Genomic DNA, 17,496 nt, shown 5'->3' with positions numbered 1-17,496 from the left:
GAATCAATAGTAGAAGTATAATATAATAAATGTAAGAAGTAAATGAGAATGAATTTCAAAGGAGGAATATTATGTACAAGTTAGGAATAGATATTGGTTATTCAACATTCAAGTATGTTTATTTAGATAATAATAATAACTTACTTGATAGTAATTATATATTCCACAAAGGAAATATAAACAAATATTATATTGAGTTAATTGAAAAAATTAAAATAATTAACAAAGAAAATAATATCATTATTGGAATAACAGGAAGCTTATCATCAAGAATTAATTTAGATAAAAAATATCATATTAATAATAGTATTTCTCTTATTGAAGGAGCTTTATTTAAAAATAGTAACACTAAATCTATTATTGAATTAGGTGCACAAGAAACAAAATATATTACAGATATAGAAAATAGAAATGTGAAGTTTTTTATGAATACAAGCTGTGCGGCTGGTACAGGTTCTTTTTTAGAAGAGCAGGCTTCAAGATTGTCTATAGATATAAAAGATATATCACTTTATACAGAAAAAGCTACAGAAATTCCAAGAATAGCTGGAAGATGCAGTGTTTTCTCAAAAACTGATATGATACATCATATGCAAGACGGGGTAAAAGTAGAAAATATATTACAAGGATTATGCCATGCACTTGTTAGAAATTATAAAGCAAATGTTCTTCAAAAAAATAAGCTTAATAAACCAATTATGCTTTCTGGAGGAGTAATACATAATAAAGGAGTAGTAAAAGCTTTAAAAGATATATTAAAGCTAGAGGTAGAGGATATTATAATTGAAGAAAACTTTGAACTACTCACATGCTTTGGTGCTTGTAAAATAGCTGAAGAAAAAGGACTAACTATAGACATAAATAAACTTAACTATTCTGACAAAGTAATTGTTGAAAAATCTAAAAATACATTATTTGAAAAGTTAGATAAGTTTGGAGTAAATGATAGCTTAAATAAGCATAATCGCATAAATAATAACACAAAAGAAGGGTACTTAGGTATTGATATTGGATCAACAAGTATAAATTTTGTTGTTATTGATGAAGCTAACAACGTGATTGATTATATCTATACAAAAACAAATGGAAGACCTAAAGAAGTTGTTACAGAATACTTTGATATATTAAAAGAAAGATTAGGTAAAGACTTTAAATTTAAAGGAATAGGGACAACAGGTTCTGGTAGAGAATATATCGGAAAATTAATTAATGCAGATTTAATTATAAATGAAATTACAGCACAGGCAGAAGGAGCTGTAAATGTATGTAGCGATGTTGATACTATATTTGAAATTGGTGGTCAAGATTCAAAATATATATGCATAGAAAATAAATTAGTAAAAGACTTTGAAATGAATAAAATATGTGCAGCTGGAACGGGAGCGTTTATAGAAGAGCAGATTAAGAAGCTTGGAATAAGTCTTGATGAGTTTGGAAAGGTAGCTTTAAAAGGGGATAGTCCTTATAACTTAGGAGACAGATGTACTGTTTTTATTGAAGGTAATATAGGTAAAGCAATTGGAGAAGGTGAAAGCATTGAAAATATTTCAGCTGGCCTCGCTTATTCTATAGTAAAAAATTATTTAAACAGAGTTGTTGGAAATAGACCAATTGGAAATAAAATATTCCTTCAAGGTGGTATTGCTCATAATCAAGCAGTAGTAAATGCTTTTAGATCTTTACTTAAAAAAGAAATTATTGTTCCAGAATTTTTTAGTGTTACAGGCGCTTTAGGAACAGCAGTTTTAACAAAGGAAAGTATTAAAAACGAAAAAGATAAGAAACAAAATAGCAGTATAGATTACTCAAATAAAGGTCAAAAGTTCTTCTTAGACGGATATATAACTGATAAAGATGCTGATAAAAAAACAATAGGAATACCAAGAGTATTATTTCTTAATAAAATGTTTCCAATGTTTAATGAAATATTTAAAAAATTAGGATATAATGTTTTACTTTCAGATGCAACTAATGAAGATATAATTGGACTTAGCCAAGAGTATTCTTTTGAAGAAACTTGTTTCCCAGTTAAATTAATAAATGGCCATGTAGCTTGGCTTTTAGAGAAAAAAGTTGATTATATATTCCTTCCACATCTTTACACTATGAAGCACGCTGGTTCAGATGTAAGAGAAGATTATGCCTGTGTGTATATGCAGACTTCACCAAAGATAATTGAAAGCGTGTTTAATTTAGAAGAAAAAAACATAAAACTAATATCACCAGTATTATCATTTAATTTCGGTAAACAATATATGATTAAGACACTACTAAGTATAGGAAAAGATCTTGGGAAAAATAAAATAGAAACAGTAGCCGCAGTAATGTCTGGTATGAAAAAGTTTATGGATTATGAGAAAAATCTTGAGTCACTCGGAACTGATGTTTTAAAGAATATAGATGAAGATGAAAAAGTATTTGTAATGGTAAGCAGAGTATATAACATTGCAGATCCAGCATTAAATATGGGTATAGAAAATGAATTAAAGAAGCGTGGATATAAAGTGCTTCATTTAACTCATCTTGAAGCTTCAGAAATGAATATAGGAGAAGAATATTCAAATATGTATTGGCCCTTTGGACAACATATAATAACAGGAGCAAAAATTATTAGAAAACATAAAAATTTATATCCAATATATATTACTAATCATGGATGCGGACCAGATACAATACTAACTCATTATTTCAAAAAGGAAATGGGAAGCAAGCCTTATCTTCATATAGAAGTAGATGAACATTCATCAAAGGTTGGTGTAATTACAAGGGTAGAAGCATTTATAAATTCAATTAAAAATTGTGAAAACAATGATTTATTGGAAAAAGAAATTAAAGTAGTTAAGGAAGCTAATATAGATAAAGAACTTGAAGCAACCAATGAAGTTGATTTAGCTAAAAAACTTGAAGACTCTAAGAGTAAAATAGAAACTGAAAATGAAATAATAATTCCATATATGTATCCATACAGCAATATATTAAAAGCTTTCTTAGAAAGAAAAAATAGAAAGGTTACAATATTAGAACCTGTAAGTGAAAGTACAATTGAAATTGGAAAGCAATTTTCAAGAGGAAAAGAATATTTCTCATTAACTGGTTTAATAGCTGAAGTCATAAATAAAATTAAACACAGTGAAAAAGAATATACGTTATACCTCCCTACAGATGAAGGAAGTGAAACCTTTGGTCAGTATGGAAAGCTTATACAATATAAAGCATTAGAATGTGGAAGAAAGTTAAATCTTGAAGCGCCATTTATAGAAGATTACTTAGGAGATAAAGATTTTGGCCTTGAATTTTTTAAAGCATTGGTAATAGGAGATTTAATTAATAGACTAAATGAAGATAAAAAAGAAACAGCCTTAGATGATTTAATTAAAGCAATAAAAAATAATAATATGACAGACTCATATTTTGATGCAAAATTAGGAAACCTAAATAATGATATATTAAGAGGAAATAGAAAAAAACTGCTTATAATAGGAGAAGCTTTAGTAGTACATAAAGATTATCTAAATAATAACCTTATAGAAAGGCTAATGAAAGATTATGATGTTGTAAAGCAGCCATTTGCAGAAGAATTATATATGTTATATAAAGACTTTAGCAATAAGAGAAATAAAGCTAATAGGCAATATGTAAAATTAGTAGATGAAGCTAAGAAAATTATTAATAAGGTTAATTTACTTTTAGGAGAAAAATCACCATTTAATAAGGATATTGATAGCCTTAATGAAATACTAAAAGATAAGCTCCCAAATTATGCAGGAGGAAGTGGAAGATATAGACTTGCTAAATTACTTACAGCAGAAAATGTTGATGGAATTATCCTTGTAAGCTCAATGTATGAAAATACAGCTACAATATTAAAAATATTACGAGAGAAGTATAAAGAGGATATGAAGACTCCAATATTAGATTTATATTTTGATAGTAATATAAATAAAAATAACGAAGAATTAATAGAAACTTTTACAACATATTTATAAATGAAAGGGAGAATGTAAAGATGCAAGAATTAATTAAAAACATAGAAAAATCAAAGGCAATAGATTTTGATAGCTTAGTAAGCTGCAAAGAAGGTCAAATAGAAACTGTTACAATGGCTCAAAAGAAAGGCGTAGGACTTACTGCACTAGCATTTGGAAAAGGTGAGGGTGTAGGACCTCATGCAGCTAAAGGAGATGCAATGATCGTTATTCAAGAAGGAATAGCAACTGTAAAAATAGGCGACGAAGTAATGGAAGCTCATAAAGGGCAAGTGGTAGTTATGCCAGCAAATATTCAGCATCAAGTAACAGCTAAAGAAGATATGAAGATGCTATTAATAGTAGTAAAAGAGGATTAAGCTTATGAAGTATTTAAGAAATATTAAACCATTTGAGCCAATAAAAATGAAAGATATGATAAGTCATTCAGGAAATACAATAGCAAGTAAGGCCTTAGTAGACAATGAGAAACATGAAGTACGATTCTTTTCATATGCAAAAGGAGAAAGTATTGATAAGGAATATTACGAAATGGAATCCTTGTTTATTGTAATAGAAGGAGAAGCTAAAGTTATTTACAATGAAAATGATGAGTCAGTAATAACTGAGGGTGATATTTTTGCACTAGAGGCTGATATTCAATATGGAATGGAAGCATTAACAGATGTAAAGTTATTAAACATATTAATAAGAGAATAATCTATTATACTTTGCGGAATGATTAGCGTAACCGGAGTTTCATTCTGCCTGAATAGTACAATAAGCTGGGAGTTAATTCCCAGCTTATTGAGGTTACTTTTATGATACCCGTACTAAAAATTTAAATTATTCATATAATAGAAATTGATTTGGTTGGATAAAAATACCTTCAGCTTTCTATTTATCCAGCAAAAGGCTAGATCTATCTAATTTGTGTTAGATTTATTTTTTTATTGACTATTAATAAGTATAGTAGTAATATTGTTTATTATAAAACAGTTCCATATAGAACAATTCAAACTGGAATTTTAATAATAAAATTTGGAGGTTACTATGAGTACAACGATTTATTTTTTTAGTGGAACAGGGAATTCTTTAAAAGTTGCAAAAGATTTAAACAATCAATTAGAAGATTCAAAACTTGTACAAATTTCTAAGTATAACCATCCAGAAATAAAAGTTAATGAATTATTCCCTAAGCGTTAAGACTTATTAAAAAAAATAACAAGTCAGCATGTTAGTCTATATTGCGACTTTATTTCATATTCCTAAAAGAAAAAATTTAGTGAAAAACTAATACAAAAAGGATGAAAAATTATGTGTGAAGCAAGAAATTGTGTTCAAAAGATAATGTATCTCTTAAGAAAAATTCAAGGAAACTTAAACTGTCAAATGCAATCAGGTGCAGAGAATTTTGGATTAACAACTTCTCAATTTATGGTTATGTTTGAAATATATAATAATAAAGGTATATCATTAATTGAGCTTAGTGAAAGACTCGATTTACCTAAAAGCTCAGTTTCAAGGTTAGTTGATCAACTAGTTAATCAAGAAATTGTAATAAGAGAAATACCTAAAGAAAACAGGAGAACAGTTAAGTTGTCTATTTCTCCTGAATTTTTAAAAAATAAAGATGTATGTGATATTACGAGCGAAATTAATGATTCCATTGCGAAAGATTTAGAGCCTCAAAAAGCTGATGCGATTATCTCAGCATTAGAGGAACTTATTTCAGTGATAAAAAGTAAAAAGAGCTGATTAAAATTTAATTAAGTGATACTTATAGCCACAAGGGTCACAATGTCTAGGGTCGTACCATTGTTATCTCCAACTTTAACAGAGGCTAGGAGTGTTACGGTGGCTAGACATCAGATAAAGAAAAAAGAAGGAGAACTCCATAATTGTGGGGTTCTCCTTCTTTATCTATTTACTGGAAAGTGACAAAATAAAATCATCTATCATGAATTCAAAGCTGTCTTCTAAATTTATTGGATTATGTAAATATCCAAAAGAGTATAAGGAGACGAAACCATGTAAAAAGCTCCTTAATGCTCGACTTTTATGCACCAAAAGGGTTTTATCCTTGATATAAAAATCTAAAACCTGATGAATAATATTGAATGTTTCTTTTGCTAAACGATTTACTTCCTCATCTTCTGTACTTGGAATACTCATAAAAAGCCCATAGGCAGTATTATTTTCAAAAGCAAAGTCTCGATAAACATATGCAAACTCACGAATAGCATTTTCACCACTTTTACCAATTAATCTTTGCATTAATTTTAAATTTAATTCATTTAAAAGATATACCGTCATTCCTATTTTAAGATTATCCATATTAGTGAAATGATTATATAAAGATGGATATTTTATATCCAGTTTTTCTGCAATCTTAGGAAAAGTAACTTGCTTAAGCCCAATTTCATCAGCTAGTAAAAAAGCAACTTGAATAATTTTTTCTTTGGTTAAATTTCGTTTTTGCATCCGTATCACTCCTTATAATTTCATTATATAAGAATAGTTTAACATTATAAAACATATTTATCAAACTATAATTATAGTTTACAAACTATAATTTATAGTTTATTCTTATATAAGAAAGTATCATATAGGATAACATGAATTTTATTGCCACTTATTTGTTTATTTATTGGTATTTTTAGTATAGCTCGACCTGTAGTGGTGGCAGTATCTATATTATATTATTCTCAAGTGAATTTATATAATAACTAAGTCATACAAAAAAAGGAGTATATTTATGAAAATGTGGAAAAGAAATTTAATAGTTTGTTGGTTTGGAATGTTTGTAACAGGTATAGGAATGAGTCAAATTGCTCCGGTATTACCTCTATATATACAACATCTTGGAGTTCAAGATACAGCTTCAATAACACAACTTTCAGGAATTGCTTTTGGTATTACATTTATTATTTCAGCTATTTTTTCACCAATTTGGGGTTATGCTGCTGATAAATTTGGGCGAAAGCCAATGCTACTTAGGGCAAGTCTTGGTATGTCTATAGTTATAGGTTGCATGGGTTTTGCACAAAATGTATATGTACTTATAGGATTAAGATTATTACAAGGTGCTATAACTGGTTATGGAACAGCTTGTACTACATTAATTGCAACTCAGACAGATAAGGAACATGCAGGATTTGCTTTAGGCACCCTTTCAACATCAAATATTGCAGGTTCTTTACTTGGACCTGTGATTGGTGGTTATATTGGAGAGAAATTTGGTTTACAAAATGTGTTTTTTATAACAGGATCACTAATGATGGTTGCATTTATTACAACCGCTTTATTTGTAAAGGAATCTTTTACTCGTGAAGATAAAAAGACGCTTAGTATGAGAGAAGTATGGAATACTGTTCCTGAAAAAAGCTTGACTATTACCATGTTTGTGACCTTTTTTATATTGACTGTTGCATTATATACGGTAGAACCAATCGTAACAGTTTATGTTACCCAGCTATCCAATAACACTAGTCATGTTGCACTGATTGCTGGAATGGCATTCTCAGCATCAGGGTTGGCAAATATAATTGCTGCTCCAAACCTTGGAAAACTTTCCGATAAAATTGGAGCGCATAGAGTTATATTAGTTGCTCTTATAGTGGCAGGATTAGTTTTTATACCACAAGCATTTGTTAAGAATCCTTGGCAGTTAGTAGGTCTTCGCTTTTTATTAGGACTAGCTACTGCAGGGTTGATTCCATCTGTTAATATCCTGATAAAAAAAATCATACCAGATTCTCTTACAGGGAGAGTTTTTGGCTTTAACATGTCCGCAGGATATTTAGGTGTATTTGGAGGTTCAATTTTAGGAGGGCAAGTGGCAGCTTGGTTTGGTATCAGATATGTGTTTTTTATTACAAGTGCTTTGTTGCTGATAAATGCATTATGGGTTTATTTTAAAGTTTATAAAAAATTGAATGTTTTACAAAATTAAAGTACGTGGAATAAATGTTTGTCATTGTGGTGACCTTGGACATATTCTAAATTCCAATCAGATGGAATAAATAGGAAACCTTAAATATGATTAAGATTTTCATATAAAAAACAAAATTAATGAAAAAGGAGAAAAGAAAATGGAAGATTTAAAATTAGGAAAAGAAACTGAAACTATTAAAGCAGAAAAAACAGCACTTGTAATTATTGACTTACAAAATGGAATTGTGAACAGGGAGTGTTCACCTCATACTACTGCAGAGGTTATTCAGAATGCAAGCAGATTAGTTAATGCATTCACAGAGAAGGGTGCATTTGTAGTTCTTGTAAGAGTGTCCTCTGTAGATGGTAAAGATATGTTAAAACCAAGTGTTGATTTGAAAGTTAATCCAATGCAATTAACAGAAGGCTGGGATAGTTTTGTACCTGAATTAGCAAATAGTAAAAATACGCATATTATTACCAAAAGACAATGGGGAGCATTCTATGGTACTGATCTTGACTTACAATTAAGACGACGAGGAATCGATACGATTGCACTCTGTGGTATTTCTACTGGAATTGGCGTAGATACAACAGCCAGAGAAGCCTTTCAACAGGGCTATAATCAAATTTTTATTGAAGATGCAATGACAGCATCAACAAAAGAAGAACACGATTATGTTTGTAAATACATATTTCCAAGGATAGGTAAGATTCGAACAAGCGAAGAAATAGCTTTATCATTAAGATAAAATGAAATATGAATATTTAAATCAATAAACAAAATTATTAAATGACAAATTTGCAATAAAGTATTTAAGATGGCTTACCTCAATGAGTGTAAGCCTATATTTATATTATGGAAAATATATGAAGATATATATTGCCTTTTGATAGGAAAAAATATAATATAAAATGATATAAGAATTAGACTTTAAACGAAAGAAAGGGATAACAAATATGAACTTATACAGTAAGTACTTTAAAAAGTATAAATTTCCGTTTGGGGTAGCTGTTTTTTGCGTTACGTTTGAGGCAATTTGTGATTTGCTTGGCCCTACACTTATGTCAAATATTATTAATACAGGAATTGAACAGGGGTCACTTTCTAAGGTTTATTATTGGGGAATGCTCATGCTTATAGTAACCGCTGTTGGAGCCTGCTTTGCGGTTGCTAGGAACATTTTGGCAAGTAAAGTATCCCAGCGTATGGGAGCAGATCTACGATATGATTTATTTGAAAAAATTGTGTATTTTTCAGAAGTAAGTGCTGATAAAATTGAAAGTGGTTCACTTATTACGCGTATGACAAACGATACAACGCAAATCATACAGTTTGTAAATGGAATTATGCGAATTTTTTTGAAAGCACCTATTACATGTATTGGCAGTATCATACTTGCAAGTCTGCTTAATTTCAAGCTAAGTCTTATAATTTATAGTGTTGTTTTTGTAGTTGCAATTCTTATTATAGTTAGTATGAGATTAAGTTATCCACGTTTTTATAAATTACAAAAAGCTATGGACAAGGTAAATTCGGTTGTTCAGGAGTATCTTATAGGAGTACGTTTAGTTAAGGCTTTTGGAACATATGATAAGGAAACTGATAAGTTTGAAAATGCAAATATAAATTTAATGCAAAAGGGTATATCATCTCAAATGGTTATTACCTTAGTTTCGCCACTTATGACACTTACTGTTGGAATTGGTACAGTAATTGTAATTTTTACTGGGAGCAGATTGTTTTCTTTAAATCTTGCAAACCCAGGCGATATAACAGCATTTACAATTTATATGGCACAAATTCTTACATCTTTAATTATGATAACAAATATATTTAATACTTTTGTACGAACAAAGGCTTCTACAATGCGTATTAAAGAAGTGCTTGATTGTGATGGCGATTTTACGCACCGCGGTGAAATAAAGGACTTAAATGGTGAAATTGATTTTGAACATGTCACATTTGCATACCCTAATGGCAGTGGCATGCCTGCCTTAAAAGATTTATCATTTTCTATTAAAAATGGTCAAAGCTTAGCAATAATTGGACCGACAGGTAGTGGTAAATCCACAATTGCTTGGTTGCTTTTGCGATTTTATGATGTAAACAGCGGAAAAATTTTAGTTAACGGCTGTGATATTAAAGCACTAAATATTGATTCACTGCGAAATAGTGTTGCCATTGTGCCACAAAAGCCTATGCTTTTTTCAGGTTCAATTGCTGAAAATATTAGATGGGGGAACAATAAGGCTACAAATGAAATGCTACACCAGGTTGCAGATAGGGCACAAGCAGGTTTTGTAGAGAAAATGCAAGATAGTTACGAAAGTCTTTTAGGAAGCGATGGAGTTAATGTTTCAGGTGGGCAAAAACAACGTATTTCAATAGCTCGTGGAATACTTAAAAATTCTTCAGTACTTATATTAGATGATGCAACAAGTGCACTAGACGCAGTAACTGAAGCTAAAGTGCGAGAAAATCTAAAGTCTAAAACAAGGAAGCAGACGATAATTACAATTACTCAACGTTGTGGAACAGCTATGTTTGCAGATAAAATTTTAGTTATAGACAATGGAGTGAAAGTTGGATATGGAACACATGATGAACTTATGCTGAATTGTGAAATATATCAAGATATTTATAAAACACAAATAGAAAGCAGCAAGGAGGCATAATCTATGACACAACAGTTTTCTAAAGCGGAAGCAAAAGTACCATCTATGAGTAGAAAAATAAGTGGGAACCGTTTTGCACCAACTGCAAAACCTAAAAATACAAAAAGTACATTAATTCGTATTATAAAAATATATATGCGCTTTGCTAAAACCATTTTTGTGGCTATGATACTTACAGCTTTTTCATCAGTAATTTCCGTTGCAATTCCTTATTTTATAGGAAAAACATTTAATACCTTTAAAATTGCAACTAGAACAGTGGACACACAAATGCTTATGTGGCTTTTAATGATAATTGTGGCCTTATATATAGTAAATTGGCTTATTTCATGTCTCAATGGAGTTATTATGCTTAAAGTTTCACAAAAGCTTGTGCTTGTGATACGTACAGAATTTTTTGAAAAGATGCAAAAACTTCCGCTGAAATTCTATGATACTCGCTCTCATGGTGATACAATGAGTAGAATTACTAATGATGTAGATAATATTAGTTCTACTATTTCACAAACAACTACACAATTAATATCAAGTGTTTTAACACTAGTGGGATCTTTTGCAGTGATGATAACACTAAATGTACCTCTTACACTCGTTGTTTTATTATGTATTCCTCTAGTGATAATTTTAACACGTGTAATTGCAACGAAAAGTCGTGCTTATTTTTTATCACAGCAGCAAAGTCTTGGTTCACTTAATGGAGTAATTGAGGAAAATATACTGGGACTAAAAATGGTAAAAGCTTTTGGTAAGCAACAAGATGTTTTAAAACAGTTTGAAGAGATTAATGAAAAACTGTATGAAAGCAGTAATAAGGCACAGGTATGGTCTGGATATATGATGCCACTTATGAATGTTATAAACAATTTAATTTTCGCAATTGTAGCTATTGTTGGTGGTGTATTATCAGTAGGATACGGTTTAACAATTGGAACCGTGGTTAGTTTTATGAGTTATTCAAAACAATTTTCACACCCACTTAACTCTGTTGCAGGCATGTTTAATACTATTCAATCGGCACTTGCTGGAGCAGAACGTGTTTTTGAAATTTTGGATAGTGAAGAGGAGCCATCTGATATGGAAAATGCTCTGGATATGGAACATCCAAATGGAGATGTTACTTTTGAAAATGTATATTTTTCATATGACAAGTCTACTCCTATATTAAATAATGTAAGTTTTAGAGTCAAAGCAGGAGAAACAGTTGCGTTAGTAGGAGAAACTGGTGCAGGGAAAACTACTATTGTAAATCTTCTTACTCGTTTTTATGATGCAGACAGTGGAAGGATTTTAATTGATAATGAATCAATTACAAATTTAAAAAGAAATAGTCTTAGGAGATGTTTTTCAGTAGTGCTACAAGACACCAATCTTTTTACTGGTACAATTATGGACAATATTCGTTACTCACAAAAGGAGGCAACAAATGAACAGGTGATTAATGCAGCCCAAATAGCTCATGCTCACGATTTTATTGATAAATTACCAAAAGGGTATAATACAATGGTGTCTGGAGCTACAGATAATTTAAGTCAAGGGCAACGCCAACTCATATCTATTGCTAGAGCAGTACTATGTGACAGTCCTATTTTAATTTTAGATGAAGCAACTAGTAGTGTTGATACAAAAACTGAAAAAGACATTCAGCATGCATTGTTAAGATTAATGAAGAATCGCACAAGCTTTTTGATAGCACATCGTTTGTCAACTATTAGAGATGCAGATTACATTATGGTAATTGGTGATGGAAAAATATTAGAAAGTGGAAATCATAAAAGTCTTATGAATAAAAAGGGACAATATTATAAAATGGTGATAAGCCAAATGGGAAAACTACATCAAGGATAAAAATGTCATATTTTAAGGAGGTTTCTATGCTTACAATTGGTTATATAGTAAATGGTAATATTTGAAACAGGAATAAAGGATTTAAGATAAGAAATTATAATATATGGAGGAAATTATGGAGAAATTAGAAAAGGGGAAAAAAATATTTTTAACAATGGCAATAATATTATTGGCAATCAGTTTAATCTCAGCTTTATCTAGTTATTTTATCAATGGAGGTATAGATTTAATTTCAGGAATTATTAGAACTGGATTAGAAGGAATACTTTTATATTTTACATTTAAAGGCAAAAAATGGGCTAAGATTATAATGATAATTATATTATCTATTGTACTATGCTTATTAATTCTTATAGTAGTTCAATTTTCATTCGATGTAATGTCTATTATTGCAATATCAGTATATGCTGGAAGCATCTATGTTATAGCATTTTCGCCAAGTGTTAAAGAATATTTAAAATCTATTAATTAAACTTTCAAAAATGCCGATCCTATGATATTGATGTCGTAAGATTGGTATTTTTACGTTATATAGTATTTATTAATAAAAGACTTCGTATAAAATTTATTATGCGAAGTCTTTTTATTTATAGGAAATGGGGGATTATATAAATTATGAGAAATTTTATCTAGAATAGCTAATAATTAATAGTTAACTATTAACTGAATAAGCATTGACAGAAAATACTTATGAGACTATAATTACTTCGTAAACGAAATGTTTGTATACGAATATTTCATTTGCGAAGTAAATAGAAGGAAGTGGTTAAATGCAAACATTAAATGAAAGCATAGAAGTTGCAAGGCTTTTTCAAGAGGTAATACGTTTATTTAAACATAATATAAAAAAATCATGTAGTGATACAGGTATGTCTGCTCCACAAGGTATGATAATTGGACTTTTGAGTAAAAATAAGAAGATGAAGATAACAGAACTTAGCAAGCATCTTTCCTTATCCAATAGTACAGTATCTGGAATGATAGATAGACTTGAGGCGCAGCAAATGGTGATAAGAGAAAGAAGTAAAGATGACAAGAGGGTAGTTTATGTAAGCATATCGTCAAACTTTGAAGAGATGCATAAAAGTTTTCATAGGCGATTTGAAAAAGATATTGAGAATATAATGAATCAAGGAACGAAAGAAGAACTTCAAAAAATATTTGAAGGATTAGATATACTTAAAAAGCTTTTAAGTAATGAAGAAAAAAAATAATGATAAATGGAGATGATACTAATGATTAAACTTTTTAGGTTTCTAAAGCAATATACAATATATATAGTTTTAATAGTTATATTAATTTTCACTCAAGTGCTTGCAAACCTATATTTACCAACATTGATGGCTGATATAGTCGACAAAGGTATAGTACAAAAGGATGTAGTTCAAACTATTTCATTTTTAGGGTTCAGTGGTGAATATAGTGGTGTAGATTATATTCTTAGAATAGGTGGAATAATGTTACTTGTTTCAGCAGGAAGTGCTCTATGCTCAGTTCTATCTACACTCTTATCATCAAGAACTGCAGTGGGGTTCGGTAGAATTATTCGTAATAAATTATTTGCTAAAGTTGAAGGATTTTCGCTACATGAATTTGATAAAGTAGGTACTGCGACACTTATAACAAGGACTACAAATGACGTAACTCAGATTCAAGCAGTAACAGTAATGATTTTTTCTATTATGCTTTTTGCACCATTAACTGCTCTAGGTGGAATTGTTATGGCTTTAAGAGAGGATACAGGTTTAACTTGGATTTTTGCAGTTGTAATTCCGTTACTTGGAATTATTATAGGCGTAACTCTTAAATTTGCTATGCCACTATTTAAATTGATGCAAGTGAAAATAGATAAATTAAATCTTGTATTACGTGAAGGACTTACTGGAATTCGTGTAATACGTGCTTTTAACCGTATAGATACTGAAAAAGTTAGATTTGATAATGCTAATACTGATCTTATGAATAATGCTGTAAAAGTAAATAAAATAATGGCATTTTTAATGCCAGTGATGATGTTAATTATGAATGTTACAACAGTTGCTATTATTTGGTTTGGTGGAAAAAGGGTGGATGCGGGCAGTATGGAAGTTGGTTCGTTAATAGCATTTATGCAATATGGAATGCAAATCTTATTTGGATTCTTAATGCTTGCTATGGTATTTATAATGATACCAAGAGCTCAGGCTTCTGCAATAAGAATAAATGAAGTATTAGAAATGGAGCCAGAAATACTGGATCCGAAGATGGCTATAGTGGCAGATAAAGAAAGTGGATATGTTGAATTTAAAGATGTGAGTTTTAGCTATCCAGGTGCAGAACAACCAGCAATTAGCAATATAACATTTAGTGCTAAGCCTGGTGAAGTAACAGCTATTATTGGAGGTACAGGATCAGGTAAATCTACCTTAATAAATTTGATTCCACGTTTTTATGATGCAGTTACTGGATCAGTATTAGTAGATGGTGTAGATGTTAGAGAAATGAGCCAAGAAGACTTAAGAGCTAAAATAGGTTTCGTTCCTCAAAAGACTGTACTATTTTCTGGAACAATTGCGAAAAATATTAAATATGGTAGAGATGATGCAACAATGGAAGAAATTCATCATGCAGCAACTGTTGCACAAGCCACAGATTTTGTTAATGGAATGGAAAAGGGTTATGATCATATCATTGCTCAAGGAGGAACGAATGTATCTGGTGGACAAAAACAACGTTTATCTATAGCACGTGCCTTAGTTAGAAAGCCTGAAATATATATTTTTGATGATAGTTTTTCAGCTCTTGACTTTAAAACTGATGCAAGACTTCGTGCAGCACTTAAAGAGGAAACAGCAAAAGCTACAGTTCTTATTATTGCTCAAAGAGTTGCAACTGTTATGGATGCAGATAGAATTATAGTTTTAGATGAGGGTGAAATTGTAGGAATGGGAACTCATAAGGAACTTTTAACTAGCTGTAAGATATATCATGAAATTGTATCTTCACAGCTTTCAGAGGAGGAATTATCATGAGTGAAAATAATAGAAACAACAAATCGGGCGGAGGTATGGGACGCTCAGGTGGTGGACCAATGGGATCATTTGCCGGACCTAAAGTAAAAGCAAAAGATTTCAAAGGAACATTAAAAAGACTTTTAGGTTATTTAAAACCACAAAGAGTTAAGTTTATACTAGTATTTGTATTTGCAATAATGAGTACTATTTTTACTATAGTAGGTCCTAAAATTTCTGGTAAGGCAATAACTAGATTGGTTGAAGGTTTGGTAGGAAAATATACAGCTATAGCTCAAAATGCTGCTTTGCTGAAGGCTGGTAAACCAGCTGGAGTTCCAATACCTAGCATAGACTTTCCATATATAAAGAATATTATTTTATTATTACTAGGATTATATTTAATAAGTACACTTTTTGGATTTTTCCAACAATATATCATGGCTGGAGTTGCACAAAAAACTGTTTATAATTTGAGGAAAGAGGTTGAAGATAAGCTTTCGCGTCTACCACTTAAATTTTTTGACGCAAGAACTCATGGTGATATATTAAGTCGTGTAACAAATGATGTTGATAATATTTCAACAACATTGCAACAAAGCTTAACGCAGCTTATTACATCTATTGTTACCATTGTTGGAGTTATAATTATGATGTTAACAATAAGCCCATTAATGACATTAGTTGTTATTTTAACGCTGCCACTTTATGTTGGTATAACAGCTTTGGTTGCAAAACATTCTCAGAAATATTTTGCGGCTCAACAAAAAGAAATCGGAGCACTTAATAGTCATGTTGAAGAAATGTATACAGGCCACAAAATTGTTAAGGCTTTTGGGCATGAAAATGATTCAATTAAAGAGTTTGAAGATATTAATGATAGACTTTATAATGCAGGATGGAAAGCTCAGTTCATATCTGGAATAATAATGCCTATGATGAGATTTGTAAGTAATATAGGATATGTAATAGTTGCTGTTGTTGGCGGATATTTGGCAACACAAGGTAAAATTAGTATTGGTGATATTCAAGCGTTTATTCAATATTCAAGTCAGTTTACTCAACCGATAGTTCAAACTGCTAATATTGCTAATATAATTCAATCTACAGTTGCATCTGCTGAACGTGTTTTCGAGCTTTTAGATGAAATTGAAGAATTACCAGATGCTGTTGATGCTAAAATTATAGAGTTTCCTAAGGGAGAAGTTAAATTTGAAAATGTTGATTTTAGCTATAAAGCAGAAGAATCTCTTATTAAGAACATGAATATTGATGTAAAACAAGGTCATACAATTGCAATTGTTGGACCAACAGGTGCAGGTAAAACTACTCTTGTTAACTTGCTTATGCGTTTCTATGAAATAAGTGAGGGTTCGATTACAATTGATGGTGTGGATATAAGAGACATTAAACGTGGAGAATTACATAATATGTTTGGTATGGTACTCCAAGATACTTGGTTATTTAATGGTACTATAATGGATAATATCGCTTATGGTAAAAAGGGTGCAACAGAAGAAGAGGTTATGCAGGCAGCTAGAGCAGCTCATGCACATCACTTTATTAAAACTCTTCCGGATGGATACAATACAATATTAAATGAAGAAGCTTCAAATATATCACAAGGTCAAAAACAACTTCTTACTATAGCAAGAGCAATACTTGCAAATCCAAGTATTATGATACTTGATGAAGCTACAAGTAGTGTTGATTCAAGAACAGAAATCTATATACAAAGAGCTATGACAGAGCTTATGAAAAATAGAACAAGTTTTGTAATTGCCCATAGACTTTCTACAATTAGAGATGCAGAATTAATACTTGTTATGAATAAGGGAAGTATTATTGAAATGGGTAACCATAATGAACTTCTTGCTAAGAATGGTTTTTATGCAGATCTTTATAATAGTCAATTTACTGGAGCAAATTTAGATAATGAGGTAGTATAAGATAAATATTTGCAAAGGAAATTAGAGATTAATATTACTTTTATAATAAATTTTAAATATAAATAATGCTTAGAAATTAAACAAAAAATATTTGAATCAATTAAAAGTTATTAAAATAATTAAATTAGAAAG

General features: G+C 30.4%; 13 protein-coding genes and 2 pseudogenes. 14 read left to right on the top strand and 1 reads right to left on the bottom strand.

Annotated elements, in window-relative coordinates; all coding sequences use genetic code 11:
* The first annotated feature begins 71 nt into the window (after window positions 1-71).
* From DIC82_14195 to DIC82_14175, 5 genes and pseudogenes are all read left to right on the top strand, one after another.
* Window positions 72-3,986, top strand: coding sequence for a CoA activase (locus DIC82_14195; GenBank protein AWK52089.1), 3,915 nt, complete (start codon window positions 72-74; stop codon window positions 3,984-3,986).
* A 20-nt stretch (window positions 3,987-4,006) separates the two neighbouring features.
* Window positions 4,007-4,345, top strand: a complete 339-nt coding sequence (locus DIC82_14190; protein ID AWK52088.1) for a cupin domain-containing protein — start codon at window positions 4,007-4,009, stop codon at window positions 4,343-4,345.
* A gap of 4 nt (window positions 4,346-4,349) precedes the next feature.
* Window positions 4,350-4,685, top strand: coding sequence for a cupin (locus DIC82_14185; protein ID AWK52087.1), 336 nt, complete (start codon window positions 4,350-4,352; stop codon window positions 4,683-4,685).
* A 333-nt stretch (window positions 4,686-5,018) separates the two neighbouring features.
* A pseudogene (locus tag DIC82_14180) lies at window positions 5,019-5,123 on the top strand (4Fe-4S ferredoxin).
* 159 nt (window positions 5,124-5,282) lie between these two features.
* Window positions 5,283-5,723 (top strand): MarR family transcriptional regulator, encoded by a 441-nt coding sequence (locus tag DIC82_14175; GenBank protein AWK52086.1) that lies wholly within the window; start codon window positions 5,283-5,285, stop codon window positions 5,721-5,723.
* Window positions 5,724-5,888: 165 nt separating this feature from the next.
* On the opposite strand, the gene DIC82_14170 is transcribed toward DIC82_14175, so the two are convergent.
* Complete coding sequence (locus DIC82_14170) at window positions 5,889-6,449, bottom strand: TetR/AcrR family transcriptional regulator (protein ID AWK52085.1); 561 nt, start codon at window positions 6,447-6,449, stop codon at window positions 5,889-5,891.
* A 274-nt stretch (window positions 6,450-6,723) separates the two neighbouring features.
* Between DIC82_14170 and DIC82_14165 the strand changes: the two genes are divergently transcribed.
* From DIC82_14165 to DIC82_14125, 9 genes and pseudogenes are all read left to right on the top strand, one after another.
* Window positions 6,724-7,920, top strand: a complete 1,197-nt coding sequence (locus tag DIC82_14165; GenBank protein ID AWK52084.1) for an MFS transporter — start codon at window positions 6,724-6,726, stop codon at window positions 7,918-7,920.
* Window positions 7,919-7,987, top strand: a pseudogene (locus DIC82_14160) (MBL fold metallo-hydrolase). The gene DIC82_14165 and the pseudogene DIC82_14160 overlap by 2 nt, the downstream one beginning before the upstream one ends.
* Window positions 7,988-8,059: 72 nt before the next feature.
* Window positions 8,060-8,653, top strand: a complete 594-nt coding sequence (locus DIC82_14155; GenBank protein AWK52083.1) for a hydrolase — start codon at window positions 8,060-8,062, stop codon at window positions 8,651-8,653.
* A gap of 208 nt (window positions 8,654-8,861) precedes the next feature.
* Window positions 8,862-10,580, top strand: a complete 1,719-nt coding sequence (locus DIC82_14150) for an ABC transporter (GenBank protein ID AWK52082.1) — start codon at window positions 8,862-8,864, stop codon at window positions 10,578-10,580.
* A 3-nt stretch (window positions 10,581-10,583) separates the two neighbouring features.
* Window positions 10,584-12,425: a multidrug ABC transporter ATP-binding protein gene (locus DIC82_14145; GenBank protein ID AWK52081.1), complete on the top strand. Its 1,842-nt coding sequence runs from the start codon at window positions 10,584-10,586 to the stop codon at window positions 12,423-12,425.
* A 115-nt stretch (window positions 12,426-12,540) separates the two neighbouring features.
* Window positions 12,541-12,897 (top strand): hypothetical protein, encoded by a 357-nt coding sequence (locus DIC82_14140; protein ID AWK52080.1) that lies wholly within the window; start codon window positions 12,541-12,543, stop codon window positions 12,895-12,897.
* Between the two features lie 298 nt (window positions 12,898-13,195).
* Window positions 13,196-13,639, top strand: coding sequence for a MarR family transcriptional regulator (locus tag DIC82_14135; protein AWK52079.1), 444 nt, complete (start codon window positions 13,196-13,198; stop codon window positions 13,637-13,639).
* 21 nt (window positions 13,640-13,660) lie between these two features.
* On the top strand, window positions 13,661-15,436 hold the full coding sequence (locus DIC82_14130) for a multidrug ABC transporter ATP-binding protein (protein ID AWK52078.1): 1,776 nt from the start codon (window positions 13,661-13,663) through the stop codon (window positions 15,434-15,436).
* Window positions 15,433-17,364, top strand: a complete 1,932-nt coding sequence (locus DIC82_14125; protein AWK52077.1) for an ABC transporter — start codon at window positions 15,433-15,435, stop codon at window positions 17,362-17,364. Before DIC82_14130 ends, DIC82_14125 begins: the two co-directional genes overlap by 4 nt.
* Window positions 17,365-17,496 lie beyond the last annotated feature (132 nt).

Origin of the sequence: Clostridium beijerinckii (assembly GCA_003129525.1) — a bacterium.
Classification (GTDB): Bacteria; Bacillota; Clostridia; order Clostridiales; family Clostridiaceae; genus Clostridium; species Clostridium beijerinckii_D.
Note: the sequence above shows the minus strand (reverse complement) of the source record. Positions and strands in the feature narration are given on the sequence as shown.